The 21,735-nt window shown below is 68.3% G+C and carries 17 protein-coding genes and 4 pseudogenes; 13 read left to right on the forward strand and 8 right to left on the reverse strand.

Annotated features, from left to right (window positions below; all coding sequences use genetic code 11):
- Positions 1-106: 106 nt before the first annotated feature.
- Positions 107-925, reverse strand: coding sequence for a universal stress protein (locus tag AC0IX7_RS04510; RefSeq protein WP_471810691.1), 819 nt, complete (start codon positions 923-925; stop codon positions 107-109).
- Between the two features lie 181 nt (positions 926-1,106).
- On the opposite strand from AC0IX7_RS04510, the gene AC0IX7_RS04515 reads away from it, so the two are divergent.
- The 4 genes and pseudogenes from AC0IX7_RS04515 to AC0IX7_RS04530 all read left to right on the forward strand — a co-directional run bounded on the left by AC0IX7_RS04515 (position 1,107) and on the right by AC0IX7_RS04530 (position 6,315).
- Positions 1,107-1,757: a BON domain-containing protein gene (locus AC0IX7_RS04515; RefSeq protein ID WP_471810692.1), complete on the forward strand. Its 651-nt coding sequence runs from the start codon at positions 1,107-1,109 to the stop codon at positions 1,755-1,757.
- A pseudogene (locus AC0IX7_RS04520) lies at positions 1,757-2,482 on the forward strand (VIT1/CCC1 transporter family protein). Before AC0IX7_RS04515 ends, AC0IX7_RS04520 begins: the two are co-directional and overlap by 1 nt.
- 253 nt (positions 2,483-2,735) lie before the next feature.
- On the forward strand, positions 2,736-5,291 hold the full coding sequence (locus tag AC0IX7_RS04525) for an HAD-IC family P-type ATPase (RefSeq protein WP_471810693.1): 2,556 nt from the start codon (positions 2,736-2,738) through the stop codon (positions 5,289-5,291).
- On the forward strand, positions 5,182-6,315 hold the full coding sequence (locus AC0IX7_RS04530) for an HAD-IC family P-type ATPase (RefSeq protein WP_471813738.1): 1,134 nt from the start codon (positions 5,182-5,184) through the stop codon (positions 6,313-6,315). Before AC0IX7_RS04525 ends, AC0IX7_RS04530 begins: the two co-directional genes overlap by 110 nt.
- Here the strand turns inward: AC0IX7_RS04530 and AC0IX7_RS04535 are convergent.
- The 5 genes and pseudogenes from AC0IX7_RS04535 to AC0IX7_RS04555 form a co-directional block, all read right to left on the reverse strand.
- A complete protein-coding gene (locus AC0IX7_RS04535; protein WP_471810694.1) occupies positions 6,284-6,850 on the reverse strand; it encodes a GNAT family N-acetyltransferase in 567 nt (188 codons plus the stop codon). The genes AC0IX7_RS04530 and AC0IX7_RS04535 overlap by 32 nt on opposite strands.
- 170 nt (positions 6,851-7,020) lie before the next feature.
- A complete protein-coding gene (locus tag AC0IX7_RS04540; protein WP_471810695.1) occupies positions 7,021-7,680 on the reverse strand; it encodes an alpha/beta fold hydrolase in 660 nt (219 codons plus the stop codon).
- A 40-nt stretch (positions 7,681-7,720) separates the two neighbouring features.
- Complete coding sequence (locus tag AC0IX7_RS04545) at positions 7,721-9,022, reverse strand: CitMHS family transporter (protein ID WP_471810696.1); 1,302 nt, start codon at positions 9,020-9,022, stop codon at positions 7,721-7,723.
- A 243-nt stretch (positions 9,023-9,265) separates the two neighbouring features.
- Positions 9,266-10,745 (reverse strand): annotated as a pseudogene (locus tag AC0IX7_RS04550) (OprO/OprP family phosphate-selective porin).
- Positions 10,742-11,821, reverse strand: coding sequence for an ABC transporter substrate-binding protein (locus AC0IX7_RS04555; protein WP_471810697.1), 1,080 nt, complete (start codon positions 11,819-11,821; stop codon positions 10,742-10,744). Before AC0IX7_RS04555 ends, AC0IX7_RS04550 begins: the two are co-directional and overlap by 4 nt.
- A 91-nt stretch (positions 11,822-11,912) precedes the next feature.
- On the opposite strand from AC0IX7_RS04555, the gene AC0IX7_RS04560 reads away from it, so the two are divergent.
- The 9 genes and pseudogenes from AC0IX7_RS04560 (at position 11,913) to AC0IX7_RS04600 (ending at position 18,273) form a co-directional block, all read left to right on the forward strand.
- Complete coding sequence (locus AC0IX7_RS04560; protein WP_187502981.1) at positions 11,913-12,578, forward strand: response regulator transcription factor; 666 nt, start codon at positions 11,913-11,915, stop codon at positions 12,576-12,578.
- Positions 12,568-13,986 (forward strand): sensor histidine kinase, encoded by a 1,419-nt coding sequence (locus AC0IX7_RS04565; protein ID WP_471810698.1) that lies wholly within the window; start codon positions 12,568-12,570, stop codon positions 13,984-13,986. Before AC0IX7_RS04560 ends, AC0IX7_RS04565 begins: the two co-directional genes overlap by 11 nt.
- Before the next feature lie 147 nt (positions 13,987-14,133).
- On the forward strand, positions 14,134-14,826 hold the full coding sequence (locus AC0IX7_RS04570) for a spermidine synthase (RefSeq protein WP_471810699.1): 693 nt from the start codon (positions 14,134-14,136) through the stop codon (positions 14,824-14,826).
- Between the two features lie 122 nt (positions 14,827-14,948).
- A complete protein-coding gene (locus AC0IX7_RS04575; RefSeq protein WP_471810700.1) occupies positions 14,949-15,281 on the forward strand; it encodes an ArsR/SmtB family transcription factor in 333 nt (110 codons plus the stop codon).
- An 11-nt stretch (positions 15,282-15,292) separates the two neighbouring features.
- Positions 15,293-15,742 (forward strand): arsenate reductase (glutaredoxin), encoded by a 450-nt coding sequence (gene arsC / locus AC0IX7_RS04580; protein WP_471810701.1) that lies wholly within the window; start codon positions 15,293-15,295, stop codon positions 15,740-15,742.
- Complete coding sequence (locus AC0IX7_RS04585) at positions 15,742-17,028, forward strand: arsenic transporter (protein WP_471810702.1); 1,287 nt, start codon at positions 15,742-15,744, stop codon at positions 17,026-17,028. The genes arsC and AC0IX7_RS04585 overlap by 1 nt, the downstream gene beginning before the upstream one ends.
- Positions 17,025-17,340 (forward strand): annotated as a pseudogene (locus tag AC0IX7_RS04590) (YnfA family protein). Before AC0IX7_RS04585 ends, AC0IX7_RS04590 begins: the two are co-directional and overlap by 4 nt.
- A pseudogene (arsH, locus tag AC0IX7_RS04595) lies at positions 17,340-18,079 on the forward strand (arsenical resistance protein ArsH). The pseudogenes AC0IX7_RS04590 and arsH overlap by 1 nt, the downstream one beginning before the upstream one ends.
- Before the next feature lie 59 nt (positions 18,080-18,138).
- A complete protein-coding gene (locus tag AC0IX7_RS04600) occupies positions 18,139-18,273 on the forward strand; it encodes a hypothetical protein (RefSeq protein ID WP_471810703.1) in 135 nt (44 codons plus the stop codon).
- 50 nt (positions 18,274-18,323) lie between these two features.
- On the opposite strand, the gene AC0IX7_RS04605 is transcribed toward AC0IX7_RS04600, so the two are convergent.
- Positions 18,324-19,631 carry an MFS transporter gene (locus tag AC0IX7_RS04605; protein ID WP_471810704.1) on the reverse strand — a complete coding sequence of 436 codons (1,308 nt, stop codon included), beginning with the start codon at positions 19,629-19,631 and terminating at the stop codon, positions 18,324-18,326.
- Positions 19,609-21,669, reverse strand: coding sequence for a glycoside hydrolase domain-containing protein (locus AC0IX7_RS04610; protein WP_471810705.1), 2,061 nt, complete (start codon positions 21,667-21,669; stop codon positions 19,609-19,611). Before AC0IX7_RS04610 ends, AC0IX7_RS04605 begins: the two co-directional genes overlap by 23 nt.
- Between the last annotated feature and the right edge of the window lie 66 nt (positions 21,670-21,735).

A 21,735-nucleotide genomic window follows, 5' to 3' on the forward strand; every position in this document is an offset into this window, starting at 1 on the left:
ATAATCCTTCGATAATCGTGATTGCGGACAATATCGTCCCGCCGATCGCTATTCTTGGGTTCACCGCCGCGAACGGCCGCAAATACTTGCCGTCCCCGGTCATGGCTCAGTGCGACAACAAGGTGCAGCGCCGGTCGCGCAGCAACAGGTTGCGGGTGACGCCGCCGAACGCCCATTCGCGAATCCGGCTATGCCCGTACGCGCCCGCGACGACGAGATCGGCCTCGACCTCGTCGGCGACCGCGGCGAGCGTGTCGATGCTGGTGCCCGTCATCCGCGCGACGATCTTGTCCGCGTCGACGCCGTGGCGCGCGAGCCAAGCGGCGGCATCGTCGATCGGCCCTCGCGCGTCGATTGCGTCGATCGCCACTTCGGCGATGACGACGCGGTCGGCGGCGTGGAGCATCGGCAGCGCATCGCTGATCGCGCGGCGGCATTCGCGCGTGTCGGTCCAGGCAACCATGACGGTTTCGAACTTGGCGGTGGCGGCGCCGTCGGGGACGACCAGCACCGGGCGACCCGCGCGCAGGATCAGATCGCCGGTATCGGCATGCGTCGCCAGGTCGGCGAACCCTGGCCCTGCGCTGGTGATGACGAGATCGGCGGCGCGCGCATTCTCCGCCACGACGTGCGCGATGTTGGCAAGCGTCGGGATCGAGCGCCATTCGAGCGTATGCCGCGCTAGCCGCTCGTGTGCGTGGAACTCGGTCTTGGCGCGGGCCAGTTCGCCGGCGACGATGTCGCGCTCGATCACCGCATATTCGCCGCCGAGATAGCCGTCGCACGTGCCGATCTGGACCGGCTGGCAGGCGGCGATGCCGATAACGGCGGCGTCGTACTGGTCGGCGAGCGTGACCGCGACGTCGAGCAGGGCGGCGTTGGCGTGCCCGCCATCGAGATGCACCATCAGGGTCGAATAAGTCATGCGCGGTCTCCTCTTCGCTGAACTTTCGGCGTTCGGGCGGTGGCGCGAAAGTATCGGGAATTACGCAGGTGCGCCGTCGGTCCCGAGCATGTGCGTAGTTCCCGACGCTGTCGGCGATCGGCCGGATCGATAGGCTCGCGATCATCGGCCGGGCCTCCCCGCGTCGCTTCAGGAGAGTGTCATGTCCCACGACGCAAGATTGCAGAAGGCCGTCCTCGCCGAACTCAACTGGGATCCGAGCGTCCCCGCCGGGCATATCGGCGTCACCGCGAACAACGGCGTCGTCACGCTGAGCGGCCACGCCGGCAGCTATGCGGCGAAATACGCCGCCGAGCGTGCCGCGGCGCGCGTCGACGGGGTGAAGGCCGTCGCGGAGAAGATCGAAGTGCAATTGGAGGACCGCTTCAAGCGCGGCGACGAGGCGATTGCCAGTGCGATCGTCGAGCGGCTGTCCTGGGACACGACGATCCCGGCCGACTGCATCAAGGCACAGGTCGAGGACGGCTGGGTCAGCTTGCGCGGCGAAGTGCGCTGGCACTTCCAGAAGGATGCGGCCGAAGCGGCGGCGCGGCCGCTGGCAGGCGTGGTCGGTGTGGTCAACCACATCACGCTGAAGCCGCGGGTCGACGTCACCGATGTCAGCAACGATATCCGCACCGCGCTGCACCGCTCATGGTTCTTCGATGGCGACACGATCAAGGTGTCGGTCGATGGCGGCACCGTACGACTAACTGGATCGGTCGATCTGCCGCACGACCGGATGGTCGCCGAGCGGACCGCCTGGGCGGCGCCGGGCGCGGTGAAGGTCGAGAATATGCTCGAAATCGCGTGATGGCCCGCGCGATCTCCAGCCACGGCGCCAGCCACGGCGAACGTCACGTCGTCGACCGGATCGGCAGGCTGCGCGCGGCGGTGCTCGGCGCCAATGACGGGATCGTGTCGACCGCGAGCCTGATCATCGGCGTCGCGGCGGCGTCCGCATCGGGTGCGGACCAGACGAGCGCTATCGTCATCGCGGGGACGGCGGGGCTGGTCGCCGGCGCGATGTCGATGGCGGCGGGCGAATATGTCTCGGTCAGCGCGCAGGCGGATACCGAGAATGCCGAACTTGCGCGGGAGCGGCGCGAGTTGGTCGACGATCCGGGCGGTGAGCTGGCCGAACTCGCGGCGATCTACGTCGCGCGGGGTGGACGAGGCTACCGCCACGACGGTCGCTGCGCAGTTGATGGCGAAGGATGCGCTCGGGGCGCACGCCCGCGACGAACTCGACATCCCGCTGGGTACGCGCGCGCGGCCGGTGCAGGCGGCGTTCGCGTCTGCGGCGAGCTTCACGGTCGGCGCGGCGCTGCCGTTGCTGACGGTGTTCGTGGTGTCGGCGGGGCTGCTCGTCTGGGCGGTCGGTATCGGCTCGCTGCTGTTCCTGGCGCTGCTCGGCGCGATCGGCGCGAGGACCGGCGGCGCGATCGTCTGGCGTGGCACGGTCCGCGTTACTTTCTGGGGGCGTTCGCGATGGCCGCGACCGCGGCGATCGGGAAGCTCATTGGCGGCGCGGTATAAAAGCAATCAGGCGGACAGCCGACTTAACGATCCTCCCCCGCAAGGGGAGGTGGCGCCGAAGGTGACGGAGGGGGAGGATAAGAAACAGAGGTTATCCCTTTCCTCCTCCGTCAGGCTGCGCTCGCCACCTCCCCTTGCGGGGAGGATCGTGAGGATCCGATGCGTAGTTTCCGATGGTGATGCGGGTGCGGCGCGATCAGTAGCGTCTGGTCGACCGCCGTGTTCGGCGACACCTCTACGATCGGAACCCACCATGACGACGCGCCGCCTGACGTGCAGCCTCGCGCTCGCCCTCCTTTTCGCGACCACGGCTTCGGCGCAGCTACCGCCGAGCATCGACGGCCGGATCGAGCAGCTCAAGCCCGGCGAATATCTCTGGGCACCCGAGATCGCCCCCGCCGGGCCGGTGACGGTGATCGTCAGCCTCGCGGCGCAGAAGGCCTATGCCTATCGCAACGGCGTGGCGATCGGGGTCTCGACGGTGTCGACCGGCAGCGATGGCCATGCGACGCCGACCGGGGTCTTCACCGTGCTCCAGAAGGACGTGGATCACGTGTCGAACCTCTACAAGGACGCGGCGATGCCGTTCATGCAGCGGCTGACCTGGGGCGGGATCGCGATGCATGCGGGCAATCTGCCGGGCTATCCCGCGTCGCATGGTTGCATCCGGCTGCCGCCCGCGTTCGCGAAACTGCTGTTCGGGATCACGCGGCTGGGGATCACCGTCGTCATCACGCAGGACGCGCGCGTTCCGGTGGTGGCCGCCAAGCCGGGCATGCTGACGTCGGCAGGATCTGGAGGGCGGGGACTTCGTCTGGAACCCGGCGCTGTCGCCCAAGGGGCCGGTCTCGATCGTGATCAGCGGGCGCGACAAGCGGGTGGTCATGCTGCGCAACGGGATCGAGATCGGTTCCGGCGCGATCGCGTTCGATGCGCCGATCGAGCGGACCGCCGCGTTCACGCTGCAATCGATCGATGCGGCCGGCGAGCATTGGCTGCGCCTGCCGCTGCCCGGCGATCCGAGAACCGGCGAACTGACCGCCGAGGATCGTGCCAAGGGGCATCTGGCGGAGGGATTCCGCGCCGCGCTGGCGACCGTGACGACGCCCGGTACGACGCTGCTGGTGACGCGCGAGACACTGGCGAGTGCCGGTACCGGTACTCCCGTCACGATCATCGAAGCGACCGGCCAGTGATCGCCGAACGCCTGATCGACCAGCGGCACGACCAGAGACTCACCCCGCGAGCTTGGCATGCGACGCCTGCCGCACGCGTGATGGCGCTGCTCGATACCAGTGCGAGCGGTCTGAGCGCGAATGATGCCGCCGCGCGCTTGCTCCGGGACGGGCCGAACGAACTCGCGCCGCCGCCGGCGCCCTCGACGCTGCTGCTGTTCGCGCGGCAGTTCAACAGTCCGCTGATCTATCTGCTGATCGCGGCGGCGGCGATCTCGCTCGGGCTCGGCCACCGCACCGATGCGGGGTTCATCGGTGTCGTGCTGCTCGTCAACGCGGCGATCGGCACGGTGCAGGAGAGCAAGGCGGCGGACAGCCTCGCCGCGCTCGGCCGCATGATCGGCCAGACCGCGACCGTCCTGCGCGGCGGCGCTGTATCGGTCGTCGACGCGCGAGCGATCGTCGTCGGTGATGTCGTAGCCTTGGAGAGCGGGATGGCCGTGCCCGCCGATATCCGCCTCGCGTCGAGCAGCGCGCTGCGCGTCGATCAGTCGACCTTCACCGGTGAATCCGTGGCGGTCGCGAAGGACCAGACGGCGCTGTTGGCCGCCGCCACGCCGCCGGGCGAGCGCACGACGATGGTGCTGGCCGGCACGATGATCGAGCAGGGACGCGGCACCGGCGTCGTCGTCGCGACCGGGGCCGACACCGCGCTGGGGGCGATCGACGCGTCGTTGCGGACCGCCAAGGCGACGCCGCCACCGCTCGTCGTCCGGCTCGACCGGCTGGCACGGCAGATCAGCATCGCGACCATCGTGCTGATCATCCCGTTCGCGCTCGTCCTGGTGATGCAGGGGCGGCCGGGCGACCAGATCCTGTTGCTCGCGGTCGCGCTGGCGGTGTCGGCGATCCCCGAAGGCCTGTCGATCGCGGTGACCGTCGCGCTGGCGGCAGGGACCCGGCGGATGGCAGCGCGGAAGGTGATCGTCCGCTCGCTGCCCGCGGTCGAGGGGCTTGGCGCGTGCACGATCATCGCCAGCGACAAGACGGGCACGCTGACGCGGAACGTTCTTTCCGTTGAGAAGATACTGCTCGCCGACGGGCGGGCATTCGCGAGCGCCGACTGGCTTGCGGACAGTCTGGCGGAGATGCGCCGCGCCGCTGCGCTCTGCAACGAGGCATCGATCGGACCCGACGGTGAGCCCGTCGGGATCTGGTCGACGTCGCGCTACTGCGGTTTGCGGGCGAGGGTGGTGAGGATCTGGCCGCGCTGCATGCGGTCGCGCGGACCGCGGCGCTTCCTACGAACCGGTCCGCAAATTCTCGACCGTTGCGGTGGCGGAGGGGCAGGGCGTCCGCGTGTTCGCCAAGGGTGCGCCCGAGATCATCCGGCAGATGTGTCGTACGATGGACCCCGGCGCGTTCGCCGCCGCCCTGGCCATGGCCGGCGAAGGCTATCGCGTGATCGCCGTTGCCGCGTCGGCGGGCGCGACGACCGCCGATCCGACTGCACCGACAGACCTCGTGCTGCTCGGCTGGATCGGGCTGATCGACCCGGTCCGCCCCGAAGTCCCGGACGCGATCGCGCGCTGTGCCGAGGCGGGGATCGGCGTGCGGATGGTCACCGGCGATAATCCCGGCACGGCCCTGACGATCGCCCGCGGGCTCGGGCTCGAGGTCACCGAGGCGCAGGTCGTCACCGGCGCGCAGATGACCGATCTTGCGGGCCAGCCCGAGCAACTCGCCGCGCTGGTGCTCGGCGGCCGCGTGTTCGCGCGGATCGAACCGGTGCAGAAGCTGGAGATCGTCCGCATCCTCGCCGCCAGCGGCGAACTCGTCGCGGTCACCGGCGACGGCGTCAACGACGCGCCCGCGCTCGAGGCGGCGCATATCGGCGTGGCGATGGGCGTCGCCGGAACCGACGTCGCGCGCGGCGCCGCCGACCTGGTGCTGGCCGACGACAATTTCGCGTCGATCGTCGCCGGGGTCGAGGAGGGCCGCGTCACCTATGCCAACGTCAGGCGGATCGTCATCATCCTGCTCGCCACCGGGATTGCGGAGATCGGCATGTTCATCGGCGCGGTCGTGCTCGGCCTGCCGATGCCGCTGACCGCGGTGCAGCTGTTGTGGCTCAACCTCGTCACCAACGGCGCGCAGGACGTGATGCTCGGCTTCGGCCGCGGCGAGGGCGACGAACTGCGCCAGCTGCCACGTCCGCCGAGCGCGCCGATCCTCGACCGGAGCGCGATCGCGCTGATGATCCCGCCGGCGCTGTTGATGACCGGGCTCGCGCTGTATCTCGTGGCGGGCATGCAGCGTGAGGGGCGCCCGCTTGCCGAGATCCAGAACGCGGTGCTGTTGATGACCGTGCTGTTCCAGAACGTCTACGTACTGTGCATGCGCAGCGAGCGGCGCTCGATCTTTCGCGAGCCGGTATTGTCGAACGCGTGGTTGCTGCTGGGCGTCGGCATCGCGCTGGCGTTGCAGGCGAGCGCGATGCTGTGGCCACCGCTCGGCGGGGTGCTCGGCACGTCGCCCGTAACGGCGGGAACGCTCCGCTTCTGCCTCGTCGCGACGGTCGCGACCGTGATCGTGACCGAGGCGACGAAGTGGACGGTCGCGCGCGTCAGACGGCTGGCGGCGTCAGGGTCATCCTGAGGACCATCGAGGCTGGATCGCCCGGACAGGCCGATGCGATCCAGCCGCGCTCGCGCTCGAGGTCGATCGCCTGATGGTTGTCGCGGCTTTCGATCGATTCCAGCGTCTGGATCCCCTTCGCCCGCGCGAACGCAGCGACGTGATCGAGCAGCGTCCAGCTGATCCCGAGCCGCTTATAGTCGGTCCGGATCGCCAGCGCGACTTCGGCGCGGCTGAGCGTGTCGTCCGCCGCCAGCATCGCGGTCGCGATCATTCGCCCGCTGGCGATGTCGAAGGCGAGGAAATTCTCGACATGCTCGTGATCGACCGTGACCAGCGCCTTCAGCTGGTCATGCCCGACCTTGTGGATCGCACTGAGAAACCGAAATCGCAGATCGTCGCGGTCGACGTGCCGAAACAGCTCTCCCAATTCGGCTTCGTCGGACGGTGCCGCGGGCCGGACGCGGAAGACATAGCCATTCCGCGTCGTCAGGTCGGCGCTCGACGCCGTGGTCCCGGAGGTGGCGCGACGATCCGCGAGGTTGAGTTCGACCATGGCGTGGAGCCCTTTTTGCGAGTGCATGGTCCGACAGCCGGAACATGCACTCGCCTAACGGGAACACGGATGGCGCCCCAGCATCGGAAACCACGTAGCGGGGCGGGGCGGGCCGGGCCGGGCCGGGCCGGGCGGACCGGCGGGCACCATTCACGCCGACGGAGCGACGGTCAGTCCTGCCTGAGCCATTGGCGGAGCACCGAGGTAACCTCGCCCGGGCGTTCGAGCGGGGAAAGATGGCCGCATCCGCGCAGCAGATGGAAGCGTGCGCCCGGAATCCGCAAGCTCAGCGACAGCGCGTCGTCGGGGGTGCAGATCCGGTCGCGATCGCCGACCGCGACTAGCGTAGGCACGTGGATCGCGGCGATCGCCTCGCTGATGTCGGGCCGGGCGAGCAGCGCGCGTTGCTGGCGTTCGAACACCACCGGGCCGACGCGGTCCGCCATCGCCTGCGCGGGACCGCTGACGATCGCGCTGAGCAGGGGATCGGCGTGCGGTGCGGTGGCGAGCATCCCTTGCCCGGCGACGGTACGCGGGCGCACGTCCATCGACCCGCGCGTCCCGAACAACGCGATCCGCTCGATCCGGTCGGGGGCTTGGCGGACCATCTCCATCGCGACGTACCCGCCGAGGCTCACGCCGGCGACCGCGAACCGCGGCGGTGCGGCGGCGAGCACCCGCGCCGCCATCGCCGACAGCGTATCGTCCTGCGACAGGTCGCCGAACTCGACCTGCGCGACGGCGGCGAGGTCGACGATCTGCCGCGCCCAGAGCTGCCCGTCGCAGCCCATCGCGGGGAGCAGCATCAGCGGTGTACGCGGTCGGACCATGCGAAATCTCCGGTAGCGGCGGGTTGCGGGGATGCTCACGTCAGGCGACGAACGGGAAGGCGAGCGCGACCATTCCGACCAGCGTCATCACCGTGCAGACGGCGATGGCCGGCACGAGCGTGAAGCGCTGGTGATCGGCGAGGTCGATGCCGACCAGGCTGACCAGCAGATAGGTCGAGGGCACCAGCGGGCTGAGCAGGTGGACCGGCTGGCCCATCAGCGACGCACGGGCGATCGCTTCGGGGGCGACGCCGTAATGCGCGCCGGCCTCGGCGAGGATCGGCAGCATGCCGAAATAGAACGCGTCGTTCGAGATGAAGAAGGTGGCCGGCATGCTCAGCACCGCGGTGATCGGCGCCATGTACGGCCCGAGCGCGGGCGGGATCACGCCGACCACCGCCTTGCTCATCGCCTCGACCATGCCGGTACCGCCGAGGATGCCGGTGAAGATGCCCGCCGCGAAGATCAATGACACCACCGCCAGCACGTTGCCGGCATGTGCGGAAATGCGCTCCTTCTGGTCGGCGACGCCGGGATAGTTGACGATCATCGCGATCGCGAACGCCAGCATCATCAGCACCGACAGCGGCAGGATGCCCCACACCAGCAACGTGAGCAGCGTGATAACGAGCGCGGCGTTGAACCAGATCAGTTTCGGGCGGCGTGCCTCGGGATATTGCGAGACGGCCATGCCGGTGAACTCGGTATCCGCCGTGATGCCGGCTTCACCCATCCGGACGCGCTCCTTACGCCCGAAATAGACGGCGAGGCCGATCAGGAAGGCGAGGCCGGCGATCATGCCGGGGATCAGCGGCAGGAACAGCGTCGCCGGATCGAGCTTCAGCGCACTCGCCGCGCGCGCGGTCGGGCCGCCCCACGGCGTCAGGTTCATGATGCCGCTCGTCGTCATCAACAGGCAGACGAGATACAGCCGGTTCATGTTGAAGCGCTTGTAGAGCGGCAGCAGCGCGGCGATCGTGATGATATACGTCGTCGAGCCGTCGCCATCGAGGCTGACGAGTGCGCACAGCACGACCGTCCCGATCAGTATCCGCATCGGATCGCCGTGGACCATCCGGATCAGCCGCCCGACCAGCGGATCGAACAGCCCGGTATCGGTCATCGTCGAGAAGAACAGGATCGCGAACAGCAGCATGACGCCGGTCGGCGCAAGGTTCTTGATGCCGTCGATCATCATCGGGCCGAGGCCCGCGGCCTCGCCAGCGAACACGCCGAAGATCGACGGGATTACGATGAGCGCGACCAGCGGCGTCATCTTCTTGGTCATGATCAGCGTCATGAACGTGGCGACCATCAGGAAGCCGAGCAGGGCAAGATTCATCGCATCGTCCTAGGAAAGGGCGTGAAAAAGGGCGCGGGGGCGGTGGCAGGCGCTGTCGCCACCGCGGTCGTGGACGTCGTCGCAGACGCCATCGCGGACGTCGTCACAAACACGCCGTCATCCTGACGAAAGTCAGGACCCAGGATTACAGGGTGCAGTGCTGCGTGGCTCTGGTCCTGACTTTCGTCAGGATGACGGAGCGTTGGGGGCGGGTCGCCGTGGCAGAGCACATTCCGGCCAGCATCAGAACGTCACGCCGACACGGGCGCTCACCGTCTGGCCGCTGTCGTTGCCGACATAGTCGCCGGCGCGGTTGTCGGTGTTCCACTGGATTGCGTTCACCTGGAAGCGGGTGAAGCTGTTGAGGTACCAGTTGACGCCTACAGTCGCCGCCCAGCCGTCGCCACCGGTCAGCAGGTTGTCGAAATCGAGGCTTTCGTAGCGCGCGGTCAGTTCGATCGCGCCGACCCCGCCATCGAACGTGGGCTTCAACACCTTGGGCTGGCCGAAGCTGCCGAGCCGTGGGTTGTACGGCGGCAGGTCACCGGTCAGGAAAAGCCCGCCCGAGACGCTCCACGCCTTGCTGACGAAATCGGGTCGACCGCCGTCGAGCCGCGCGTTGCGGCGGCCCGCTTCGCCCATCACCCACAACGGCCCGCGATAGCCGCCGAGCTCGACGCCGTAGCCGGTCGTGCCGGTGCCGCCGATCAACGGCCCGGTCGACACGCGCAGCGCACCGTTGAAACGGCCGCCGATCACCGTGTTGCGCGTCAGCGTGCCGGCCACGGACGATAGCGATTCGTCGAAGCCCCACGCGCCGATGTGGAGCACGCCGGTATCCGACTTGATCGGGTTCCAGTGGGCGCGGCCGAGCACCGTGCGGCTGTCGCCGACCGTCTGCGTGCCGTCGATCCGGTCGCCGGTGACGGTGACCGAGGCGTGGCCGGTCTTCCAGAAGATGCGCGGCATCACGCCGATGCCGTAGAACCCACGCTGCGGGATGATCGCGGTCGAGACGGTGGAGCGTTCGAGGAACGGCGTCGAATCCGATCCCGTGGAGCCCTCGAAGCTGCGGTCGTTGAACAGGTGGCCGGCGCGGACGTCGTAATCGAGGCCGGGCTTGATCTTGTTGCGCCAGCCGACGAACGCGGTGACGACGTCGACCTCGTTCTCCGAAAAGTCGCTCTCGAACTGGTAGAAGAAATGCGTGCCGACGCCGCCTTCGAGACCGAGGCGGAGTGCGCGCATGCCGGTCGTCGTGATGTTGCGGCCGTCGTATTTGAGCCGAAACTGGAACTGACGTCGGTCAGGATGCGGCCGCGCGGCTTGAAGGTGTAGACGCCGTCCGCGGAGTGGAAGACGGGTAGGCCTGCGCCCCATTCGGTGGTCACGCCCGACGGATTGTCGCGCGCCGCAACCGCCTGCGCGACGCTGCGATCGGCGGGGCCGGGGGCGCGAGCTGTGGCGCGAACGGCAGGGTGCGGCGCGGTTCGTTGTTCTGCGCGACCGCCTGCGGTGCTGGCTGCGACGACGCGACCGGCGCGGATGCTTGCGCGACGGCGGCGTTGTTCTCCAGCCGGTCGAGCCGCGACTTCAGCGCGGCTATCTCGGCGGCCTGCGCACGTACGAGCGCGGCGAGGTCTGCGTCGCTCGGAGTCTGCGCGAGTGCCGGGGTTGCTGCAATCAAGGCGAGTGCGGCGCACCCGGTACGGAAGAGAGTCAGTTTTGGGCTCCGGTGGCGAGAATCGCGGTCCAGTCGCGCAGGAAACGCTGGCGCTTGACGCGGTCGAGGTTGACGAGAAGTTGCGGGCCCACGCGGATCGGTCGCGCCTGGGCTGATGGAAGGCGGCGGGCGGAAACGTCGGTGCGGACCGGCCACAAGCTGCGCTTGGCAAGCAGCGACTGCCCCTCGCGCGACAGCAGGAAATCGAGGAACAGCTTCGCCGCCGCCGGGTGCGCCGCCTCGCGCGCGATGAACGCGATCCGCGACGTGACGATCGTATAGTCCTGGAGGAACGCGACGCCGATCCGCGGGTCGGTCCGCGCACGTTCCAACGCGTAGGAGCCGATGACGTTGTACGCGATCGCCTGTCGGCCCTCGGCGACCCCGCGCAGCATCGGCTCGCTGGTCTGCGACAGCACGGGCTTGGTCGCGGCGATCGCCTCCAGCAGCGACCGCGTATCGCGCGTGATGGCGAGGTCCTCCGTCAGGTACAGATATCCGACATTGGAGCGCGCCGGGTCGAATGTCGTGACGCGGCCGGTCAGCGCTGCCGCGTTCCGTCGCAGCCAGGTCTCCAGTGCGGCATGCGTGCGTGGCACCTGTGCAAGCGGCACCAGGCGCTTGTTATAGACGATCCCGATCGGCTCCGCGGTGACGCCGAAGCCCATGTTCTTCCACACCGACACCGGCGGCAGCGCGGGCTTTTCGGGGCTCGCATAGCCTTGCGCGAAGCCGTCGTTGATCAGCTTGACCTGCAGGTCCATCGCCGACGACCAGATGAGATCGGCGGACAGTTTCCTGGCGCGCGTCTCGGTGACGAAGCGGCGATACATCTCGGTGGAGCCGAGGTCCGCGTACAGCACCGTGATGCCCGGATAGCGCTTCCGGAACGCCGCGACGACCGGCAGCAACTCGGCGCGATCGGCATTGCCGTAGATCCGCACCTGTCGCTCGGCGCGCGCCTCGTCGATCAGTTGGTCGTAGGATCGCGGATAGCCGGCCGGACGCTGTGCCACGACGGCGGTCGCGGTGAAGCTCGTGGCCAGCAATGCGATCTTCAGAAAAATTCGTGCCATCATCACTCTCCTCGCCTTCCGTCTCTGTGTTCGGATAGACTGCAGGGGTGGAGTACGAATTGAAGCTGTCACCAACCTTTCACGGGTTTCCATGCGCATCCTGGTGATCGAGGACGACGCCGCGCTGGCGCGCAGCATCGGCGCGTTGCTGCGCGCGGGCGGCAACGCGGTCGATCACGTTGCGACCGGCGAGGACGCGCTGTCGGTGGTCGCGGGGGAGCCCTATGCGCTGGTGATCCTCGACGTCGGCCTGCCCGGGATCGATGGTTTCACCGTGCTGGAAACGCTCAGGCGGCGTGGTGAGCGCGTGCCCGTATTGATGCTGACCGCGCGCGATGCGCTCGACGATCGGGTGCGCGGGCTCGACCTGGGTGCCGACGACTATCTGCGCAAACCGTTCGAGCCCGAGGAACTGGAGGCGCGGGTGCGCGCGCTCGGCCGGCGGCGGGGCGGCGATCCGCTGCCGGTGCTCAGCGTCGGTACGCTGACGATCAACCGCTCGACCGGCGACGCCGACATCGCGGGCCGCGCGCTAGACCTGCGCCGGCGCGAGCGCGCGGTGCTGGAGGCGCTCGCGACGCGCGCAGGCCGCGTGGTGCCGCGCGCGCTGCTGATCGGCGAGGTGTTCGGGTTCGACGAGCCGGTCGGCGACAATGCGATCGAGGTCCATGTCACCCGCCTGCGGACCAAGCTCGCGCCGGACGGCCCGGGCATCCGCACAGTCCGCGGCGTCGGCTACATGCTCGATGCCGGCTGAGACCGTAGCTGCCGATCGGGGCACCCCGGCGCTGCGCACCCGGCTGCTGGTCGCGGTGCTCGGCCCGTTGCTGGCGGCGGCGATCCTGATCGGCGTGGTCGGCGCGACGCTGATCGCCGACGTCGTGCGCCGCACCAACGACCGCGTGCTCGGCGGTGCGCTCGGCGCGATCGCGGAAACGGTGCAGGTCGAGCGCGGCGAGGTGACGCTCGACCTGCCCGCGGCCGCGTTCGGGATGCTGGAGAACACCGAACGCGACAACGTCTATTACCGCGTGGCCGTGGGGCCGGACCTGCTGACCGGCTATGCGGACTTGCCCGCGCCCGACCCCGCAACGCTCGCGATCGACGTGCCGCGCTACCGGTTCGCGCGCTACCGCGGCCAGAAGATCCGCATCGCCGAAGTCCGCCGCTCGCTCCCACGGATCGACAAGCCGGTCATCGTCCAGATCGCGGAGACGCTCGACAACCGCGGTGCGCTCACCCGGCGCCTCATGCTCGCGCTGCTGATCGGCGAATGCGTCCTCGTCGGTGCCGCGGCGTTGCTCCTCCGCCCGGCGTTGGGTTGGTCCCTCCGTCCGCTGGCCCGCCTCCGCGGTGCCGTCGAAGCGCGCGACGAACGCGCGCGCCCGGATTTCTCCCCGCTCGACACCGGCCCGCTTCCCAGCGAACTCCGCCCGCTCGCCGGCGCGTTCGACCGTCTCCTGGCGCAGCTCGACACCGCCACCGTCGGCGTCCGCCGCTTCACCGCCGACGCCTCGCACCAGATGCGCACGCCCTTGTCGGTGCTGAAGGTCCAGGTCGCGCTCGCTCGCCGCGGTTCGGACGCGGAGCGGCGCGAGGCTTTGGACGAGATCGCCGACGCGGTCGTCCGGCTTGAACGGCTTGTGACGCAGTTGCTCGCCCTCGCGCGTGCCGAGGAAGCTGGCGTGTCGGCCCCGCTCGAAGCGGTCGACCTGCGCGAAGTCGCCGCCGCGGTCATCACCCGCCAAATCAAGCACGCGATCGAGGCGGGCATCGACCTGACGCTGGAAGGCGAGGGGACCACCGGCCCGGTCGTGTCGGGTCACCGGACGCTGATCTTCGAGATCCTCTCCAACCTCGTCGACAACGGCATCCGCTACAATCGGCGCGGCGGCACCGTCTCGATCATGCTCGAGGCGACCCAGGCGGCGACGACGGTCACGATCGCCGACGACGGCCCCGGCATCGCACCCGAACACCGCGAAATGGTGTTCGACCGGTTCGTCAGGCTCGGTGCGCCCGGCAGCCCCGAGGGAAGCGGGCTGGGCCTGGCGATCGTCCGCTCCGCCGCCGCCCGCCTCAAGGCAAATGTCACGTTGGCGGATACGGACGGGGGACGACGGTCGTCCTGCGATTTGCTCACCGGGCGTAATCCGCGGGTGTGATCTGCGGCCGCGGCGTTCCGGTATGGGCCGACATGCGCCATATCCTCCTGTACGCGCCGCGCTGCGCCGGGTAACGACACGCGGCACAGCGCCGAGGCATCGGCATCGGTGATGCACACGTTCGGTATCCTCGGACTCGAGAATGATATGACCCCGCGAGAATTGATGGCGACAGCGATCGTGCCGGGCGGCGGCGAAGAGCTGCGGCTCTATCGGCGTGGGGCGGATTTCATGATCCTGCTCGATCGCGCCGAGCTGATGAGCACCCGGATGAGCGGTTCGGAAGAGGCACTGGCCGAGATGACGTGCGCGCGATTGCACGACCGGCCAAGGCCGCATCTGCTGATCGGCGGGTACGGGATGGGTTTCACGCTCCGCGCCGCGCTAGCGGCTCTCGACGACACGGCACGGATAACGGTGGTCGAACTGGTACCCGAGATCATCGCCTGGGCACGGGGTCCGATGGCGTCGTTGATGGCCGGGTGTCTCGACGATCCGCGCGTAAGGCTGGTCGAGGGCGACGTCGCGTCGGTCATCGCCGAGACCGCCTCGGCGTATGACGCCATCCTGCTGGATGTCGATAATGGTCCGGATGGCCTGACCCGTACCGACAATGACAGGCTCTATTCGACGCGCGGTCTGGCGGCGGCGAAGCGGGCCCTTACGCCCGACGGTATCCTGTCGATCTGGTCGGCCGCACCCGATCCGGTTTTCAGCCGGCGCCTGGCATCGGCCGGGTTCCGCACCGACGAAGTGGTCGTCCGCGCCCGCAGCAACGGCAAGGGACCCCGGCACGTCATCTGGTTCGCCACGCCGGCGGGGCCGGGGATGCCGCAGTAGCGCGCAACCGCAACGCCTCTTCGGCGCTGCGGGAGGCTCATCTCGGCTGGCGCGACAGCCGAACCCGATCGATGATCGAACGCCGCTCTTTCCAAATCAGAGATATCTACTATGCTGGATATATGGATAGCGATTCGGCAATCATAGCATTCGGCGCGCTCGCACAGACCACGCGGCTCGATACGTTTCGGCTTCTGGTGCGGCATGAGCCCGGCGGGATCGCTGCCGGCGAGATCGCGCGGCAGCTGAACGTGCCGCAGAACACGATGTCAGCTCATCTCGGGGTGCTCGCACGCGCCGGGCTGGTGCGATCCGAGCGTCACAGTCGCTCGATCGTCTATCGTGCCGACCTCGATGGCGTGCGTGCGCTGATGCTGTTCCTCGTCAAGGATTGCTGCGCCGGCAACGCCGACCTGTGCGCGCCGCTGCTCGCCGAACTCACCCCGTGCTGCTGAAAGGACCCGCCGTGGCCGTCGATATCGTGATCTATCACAACCCGGAATGCGGCACGTCGCGCAACGTGCTCGGGCTGATCCGCAATGCGGGCATCGAGCCGCATGTCGTGGAATATCTGAAGACGCCGCCGTCGCGCGCGCTGCTCGTCAACCTCGTCGCGCGCGCCGGTATGACGCCGCGCGATCTGCTACGCGAGAAGGGGACGCCGTTTGCCGAACTGGGCCTGGGCGACACGGCCCTGTCCGACGACGCGGTGTTCGATGCGATGATCGCGCATCCGATCCTGATCAACCGGCCGCTGGTGGTGACGCCGCTGGGCGTGAAACTGTGCCGCCCGTCCGAAGCGGTGCTCGACCTGCTGCCCGCGCCGCAGCGCGCGGCGTTCGCCAAGGAAGACGGCGAGCGAGTCATCGGCGAAGATGGCCAGCGTGTCCTCGACGCGGGTCGCCAGCCCGCCTGATGCTGCTTGCGCTGACCATCTTCGTCGTCACGATCGCGCTAGTCATCTGGCAGCCCAGGGGGCTCGGGATCGGCTGGAGTGCGCTGGGCGGCGCGGCGGTCGCGCTGCTCGCGGGCGTCGTCTCGCTCGGCGATATCCCGACCGTGTGGGGGATCGTTTGGAACGCGACCGCCACCTTCGTCGCGATCATCATCGTCAGCCTGTTGCTCGACGAGGCGGGGTTCTTCGAATGGGCGGCGTTGCACGTCGCACGCTGGGGCGGCGGGCAGGGCAGGCGGCTGTTCGTGCTGATCGTGTTGCTCGGCGCGGCGGTGTCGGCGTTGTTCGCCAATGACGGCGCCGCGCTGATCCTGACGCCGATCGTGATCGCGATGCTGCGTGCGCTCGGCCACCGCGACAAGGCGACGCTGGCGTTCGTGATGGCGGCAGGGTTCGTCGCCGATACCGCCAGCCTGCCGCTGATCGTCTCGAACCTCGTCAACATCGTGTCGGCGGATTTCTTCCGGATCGGCTTTGCCGATTATGCGTCGGTGATGGTGCCGGTCGACCTGGCATCGATCGCCGCGACGTTGATCGTGCTGCTGCTGTTCTTTCGCCGCGATATCCCGACGGACTATGACGTGGCGGCGCTTCGCGAACCGGCGGCCGCGATCCGCGATCCCGCGACGTTCAAGGCGGGTTGGGTCGTGCTCGCGTTGTTGCTCGCCGGGTTCTTCCTGCTCGAACCGATCGGCGTGCCGGTCAGCGCGGTCGCCGCTGCGGGCGCGCTCCTGCTGCTGGCGATCGCCGGGCGGGGGCATGTGATCGAGACGCGCAAGGTCCTGCGCGGGGCGCCCTGGCAGGTCGTGATCTTCTCGCTCGGCATGTATCTGGTCGTCTACGGCCTGCGTAACGCCGGGCTGACCGACCATCTCGCGGCGCTGCTCGACCGTACCGCGCAAGGCGGAGTCTGGGGTGCGGCGTTCGGTACGGGGATCATCGCCGCGCTGCTGTCGTCGGTGATGAACAACATGCCGACCGTGCTGGTCGGGGCGCTGTCGATCGACGCGACACACGCGACCGGCGCGGTCCGCAAGGCGATGATCTATGCCAATGTCATCGGCTGCGATCTCGGGCCGAAGATCACGCCGATCGGATCGCTCGCGACGTTGCTGTGGCTGCACGTGCTCGGGCAGAAGGGCATCCGGATCGGCTGGGGCTATTATTTTCGGGTCGGCGCGACGTTGACGGTCCCGGTGCTGCTGGTGACGCTCGCCGCCCTCGCGCTTCGGATCGGGATGGCGTGACCGCACTCGTCTATCTTGCCGCATCGCTGGCCGAGATCGGCGGGTGCTTCGCATTCTGGGCCTGGCTGCGGCTCGACCGATCGCCGCTATGGCTCGCCCCCGGCATGGCGTGTCTCGTGCTGGCTGCTGACGCGGGTCGACAGCGACGCGGCCGGGCGTGCCTATGCGGCCTATGGCGGTGTCTATATCTGCGCGTCGTTGCTGTGGCTGTGGGCGGTCGAGGGCGTCCGCCCGGATCGCTGGGACGTCGGCGGCGCGGCGCTCTGCATGGTAGGCACCTGCGTCATTCTACTCGCACCGAGGACCGCCTGATGCCGCTTCGTACGCTTTCCGACCCAACCCATCTGCCCGCGCTCGATCGGCGTTACGTGCACGATCGCCCCGCGCTGGGACTAGGGCCGAACGACCCGCCGCCACGGATACTGCTACTGTACGGTAGCCTGCGCGAACGCGCCTATTCGCGACTGTGCGTCGAGGAAGCCGCGCGGCTGCTGGAATTCTTCGGCTGCGAGACGCGGATCTTCGATCCTTCGACATTGCCGCTGCCGGACCAGATCGCGAACGACGATCATCCCGCCGTCGACGAACTGCGCACGCTGTCGATGTGGTCCGAAGGGCATGTCTGGTGCAGTCCCGAGCGGCACGGCCAGATCACCGGGATCATGAAACTGCAGGTCGATCACCTGCCGCTCGCGATCGGCGGGATGCGGCCGACGCAGGGCGCACGCTGGCGGTGATGCAGGTGTCGGCAGGGTCGCAGTCGTTCAACAGCGTCAATACCTTGCGCGTGCTCGGCCGGTGGATGCGGATGGTGACGATCCCCAACCAGTCGAGCGTGGCCAAGGCGTTTACGGAGTTCGACGACGACGGCCGGATGAAGCCGTCGAGCTATTACGACCGGATCGTCGACGTGATGGAGGAACTGGTGCGCTTCACGGTGCTGCTCCGGCCACATAGTGCGCAGCTGGTCGATCGCTATTCGGAGCGGAAGGATGCCGGCGGGGCTCCGGATGGCGCGACCGCGATGGCGATCGCAGCGGCAACGACCTGACCCGGCATGCGATCCAGAGTTGCGACATACCGGGTGATAGGCTGCATCTATCCTTTGCGATGAAGGGCGGGCTTCGTGTCGACCAGTGGCTGACGCTTTTGAGAGACGCGCGGATCGCGCAGAACCGCATGATCGTCCGCAAGCTCGGCATTGCCGTCGCGACGCTGGATGAAACGATCAGGAAAGTGGCATGAGCTTGCACCGAGAACGCCATCTTGTCGGCACAGCCGACCGGCGGCGGGCTTCAGACGGCGGGCGTTGCCTTGGGAACTTGTCGCGTAACGATGACGAGGCAGATCAGCGCGCCGATCAACGGCACGGCCCAGGCCATCGTCAGCAGGTTTGCGCCGTTCTCAAATTTTAGTGGTGTCGCGACCGCCCATCCGACCCAGGACAATCCCTGACCGAGCAATGCGCCGCTGAGGCCGCCACCGAGCTTCAGGACGAGTAGCAACAGCGCCACCGGCAGTCCCTCGAAGCGGACGCCGGTGTGGCATTCGCCGTGGTCGATGGCGTTCGCGAGGAGCACCCAGATCATCATCTGCAACCCTGCATTGCCGATTCCGAACACCGCGATACCCGCGATTGCTGCGGGCACCGCCGCGAACAGCGTCAGACCGGTCGCCGTCGTGATCAGCGCGAGAGTAAGCACGTGCGCTTGCCTGATACGCCGCGCGATGCTCATCCAGCCGGGTAGCGCGACGAGTTGCGAGAGCGCCAGCGTGGTCAGTGCCTTGCCGGTCCAGCCCGGATCGTGAAATATCCCCTTGCCGATATAGGCGAAGGAGCGTGCGAAGAACGGTAGCGTCAGCGCCTGGACGAAGCCGAGCGCCAGCAACAGCAGCAGCGGCCGGTTGCCGAGGATCCAGGCGAGCGACGCGCGCGGGGCCGAGGCGCCAGGTACGACCACCGATCGCGGTGCGGAAGCAGCCGACAGCCACAGGGTCGCGACATAGGCGAGCGCCGCACCGCCGGTGACGGCGAGAAGGCCATAACCACCGCCGTCGGCCGCCGGATCGACGAATGCGCGCGCGAAATGTGCGACGGTCAGCGCACCGAGGCAGCTGAACATATACCGCAAGCCGGACAGCGTCGTCGCGGCGCCCGGCACTCGCGTCATCCGCATCATCAGCGCGTTGTGCGCGACGTCGCACACCGAATAGGCGGTGCGGAACAGCAGCACCATCACGGTCGCCCATGCGAGGATCGCCGGTCCGCGCCAGCCGGGATCGAGAAAGAACAGCGTGAATAACACCCCGACAAGGGGCGCACCGACGAACAGCAGCCGCCGGTACAGCCCGAGCCGGTCCGCGGACCGATCGACCAGCCGGCCGAGCAGCGGATCGCAGACGCCATCCCAGACCAGCCCCACCATCACCACCAGCCCGGCGGCCGCTGGCGACACACCCCAGCGTTCGGTCAGGACGAACAGCAGGAAGACATCCATCGTCGACGCGAGGACGTTCTTGCCGAAATTGCCGCTCGCATAGCCGATCATCCGCGCCCGCTGGATCGGGCGATCGACGACTTCAGCGGGGGCGGCTTGCTCCATTGTTCACCGTCTTAGCGGCGGCGTCTTGCAGTTGCGGGACAATTCTTCCCGTCGTGATCGTCAGCGTGCCGCCGCGGAGCAGGTCCGCGTGCTGGACCCGGAAGTCCGGCAGAGGCCGTCCGTTGAGGCTGGCCTGCGTGATCCGGCCGTCCTCGGGCCCCGAGCGCCGGATCGTCAGCGTGCGGCCGTTGCCGAGATCGATGTCGGAGCGGGCGAACGCCGGGGTCGTCACGACGTACCATGGCTCGCCGGGTACCAGCGGATACAGGCCGAGCGTTGCGAACACGTACCAGGCGGTCATCCCGCCGGCATCGTCGTCCATCCCGTCGGCGAACCCCTGCGGCGACAGCGCGAAGCTGCGGCCGACGAACGGCACCGGCAGCTTGCCGCTGTTGGTATAGGGTGCGCGATCGGCTTGGTCAGGATCGTCCGGATCAGATCGGCGGTCGGCTGCGGCTGGCCCAGTGCTGCGAACATCCAGGGTACCTGGATGTCGGGTTCGTTGGTCATGTTGAACAGGCGAGCATCGAAGAAATGATGCAGTTCGCCGAGCAGTCTCATCGCGCCCGACCGTTTGCATCATCCACGGCAGGTCGAAGATCGGCGCCCAGCGATATTGCCACAAGGTGCCCTGGTACAGCCCGCGCGCCTTGACGACGTCGCCGTCCGCGCCGGGCGTCTGGAACACCGATCGCCACATCGGGCGGTAGCTCTGGGCCTTGGCGGTGAAGGTCTGCGCCAGCGCCGTTCGGCCGAGGTCGCGTGCGAGTTCGGCGGTCGCCCAATCGTCATAGGCGGCCTCGATCTGTTCGTCGGGCGTGCCGCGCTTGAGCGTGTCGCTGTCCGACGCCATCCCGGCCAGCGCGGCGTTCGCGTCGAACGCGATGCCCTTGCGGTGCATGTCGAGCAGCGCGATCCCGGCATGTTCGGTGCGGACCGTCAGGAACGGCTCGTTGGACGTCGACCATTGTGCCTTGCCGCCTGCGTACAGGGCGACCAGCGACTGCGCGATATCCGCGCTACGCTTGGGCTGGAGCAGCGCGAGTAGCGGCATCTGCGTACGGTAATTATCCCAGAGCGACCAGTTGGCGTAGCGCGTCCGGCCCTTGGGCGAGGTCTGCACCGCGCCGTCCTTGTCGCGGTGTCGCCCATCGGGATCGTCGATCGCGACCGGGGTTTCCATGACGCGGTAGAGCGAGGTGTAGAACAGCGCACGCTGGTCTCGCGAGCCGCTCGGCACCACGCGGCCGAGGACGCGGTTCCAGGCGGCGCGTGTTTCGGTCGCGACGGCGGCGAGGGACTTGTTGCCGACTTCGGTATCGCGAACCGACGCCGCGCCGGGTCCGTCGACGGTCGATAGCCCGGTGCGGATTTCGATCGCGTCGCCCGCTTTGCCGGCGATGTGAAGAGTGGCCAGATCGTTCCGGCCGGCGGTCAGCGTCTGGTGGATCCGCCGTCCGTTGACGAGGATGCGGCTGGCGCTGTGGAGATGATAGGCGCCCTGGTCGCAGACCGTGCCCGCGACCAGATCGGCGCGGAGGTCGTCGCTGGCGAGGCTGCCCCAGCTTGCCGCCAGACGTTTCGAATAGCTGTGTCGCGGGTCGATCCGCAGGTCGACCGTGCCGGCACGGGGCAGGGTGAAGCGCAACACGCCGGCACCGCGGGTCGCCGCCATCTCGGCGAGGATGCCGCCGTCGTAGCGGACGCGGTACACGCCGGGCCGCGCGGTTTCGCTGGGTTTGTCGATCAGCGCCGGGCCGGACTGGCCGGCATAGCGCACCGAGATCATCAGGTCGCCGCCTGCGCCGCCGCAGCCGACCCCGACGCCGCGGGTGTGCGAAAAGCCGAGTAATGTGGTTGCGGCGTGATCGTAGCCGGCGTGGTTGGCGGGGCTGGTGTCGGGGCCGAGTTGCATCATGCCGAACGGGGCCACGGCGGCGGGGGAGAGTTGGCCGAAATCGGCGAGCGTGCCGACGAAGGGGTCGACGAGGTCTGCGGGGGTTTGTTGTGCGGCGAGGGCGGCGGGGGTCGCCAACATGGCCGCGAACAGCAGACCCGTCCTAAAACCGCGCCACCCCGGCGAAGGCCGGGGCCCAGGTGGAAC

It is taken from the genome of Sphingomonas sp. AC411 (assembly GCF_979253035.1).

What these genes read in the sequence shown, in the direction of transcription:
- AC0IX7_RS04515 (WP_471810692.1), top strand. Translation starts at nt 1,107, where the DNA reads ATGTCCCACGACGCAAGATTGCAGAAGGCCGTCCTCGCCGAACTCAAC.
- AC0IX7_RS04525 (WP_471810693.1), top strand. Translation starts at nt 2,736, where the DNA reads ATGACGACGCGCCGCCTGACGTGCAGCCTCGCGCTCGCCCTCCTTTTC.
- AC0IX7_RS04610 (WP_471810705.1), bottom strand. Translation starts at nt 21,669, where the DNA reads ATGTTGGCGACCCCCGCCGCCCTCGCCGCACAACAAACCCCCGCAGAC.
- AC0IX7_RS04540 (WP_471810695.1), bottom strand. Translation starts at nt 7,680, where the DNA reads ATGGTCCGACCGCGTACACCGCTGATGCTGCTCCCCGCGATGGGCTGC.
- AC0IX7_RS04600 (WP_471810703.1), top strand. Translation starts at nt 18,139, where the DNA reads ATGAAGGGCGGGCTTCGTGTCGACCAGTGGCTGACGCTTTTGAGAGAC.
- AC0IX7_RS04545 (WP_471810696.1), bottom strand. Translation starts at nt 9,022, where the DNA reads ATGAATCTTGCCCTGCTCGGCTTCCTGATGGTCGCCACGTTCATGACG.
- AC0IX7_RS04535 (WP_471810694.1), bottom strand. Translation starts at nt 6,850, where the DNA reads ATGGTCGAACTCAACCTCGCGGATCGTCGCGCCACCTCCGGGACCACG.
- AC0IX7_RS04565 (WP_471810698.1), top strand. Translation starts at nt 12,568, where the DNA reads ATGCCGGCTGAGACCGTAGCTGCCGATCGGGGCACCCCGGCGCTGCGC.
- AC0IX7_RS04510 (WP_471810691.1), bottom strand. Translation starts at nt 925, where the DNA reads ATGACTTATTCGACCCTGATGGTGCATCTCGATGGCGGGCACGCCAAC.
- AC0IX7_RS04560 (WP_187502981.1), top strand. Translation starts at nt 11,913, where the DNA reads ATGCGCATCCTGGTGATCGAGGACGACGCCGCGCTGGCGCGCAGCATC.
- AC0IX7_RS04605 (WP_471810704.1), bottom strand. Translation starts at nt 19,631, where the DNA reads ATGGAGCAAGCCGCCCCCGCTGAAGTCGTCGATCGCCCGATCCAGCGG.
- AC0IX7_RS04570 (WP_471810699.1), top strand. Translation starts at nt 14,134, where the DNA reads ATGACCCCGCGAGAATTGATGGCGACAGCGATCGTGCCGGGCGGCGGC.
- AC0IX7_RS04555 (WP_471810697.1), bottom strand. Translation starts at nt 11,821, where the DNA reads ATGGCACGAATTTTTCTGAAGATCGCATTGCTGGCCACGAGCTTCACC.
- AC0IX7_RS04575 (WP_471810700.1), top strand. Translation starts at nt 14,949, where the DNA reads ATGGATAGCGATTCGGCAATCATAGCATTCGGCGCGCTCGCACAGACC.
- AC0IX7_RS04585 (WP_471810702.1), top strand. Translation starts at nt 15,742, where the DNA reads ATGCTGCTTGCGCTGACCATCTTCGTCGTCACGATCGCGCTAGTCATC.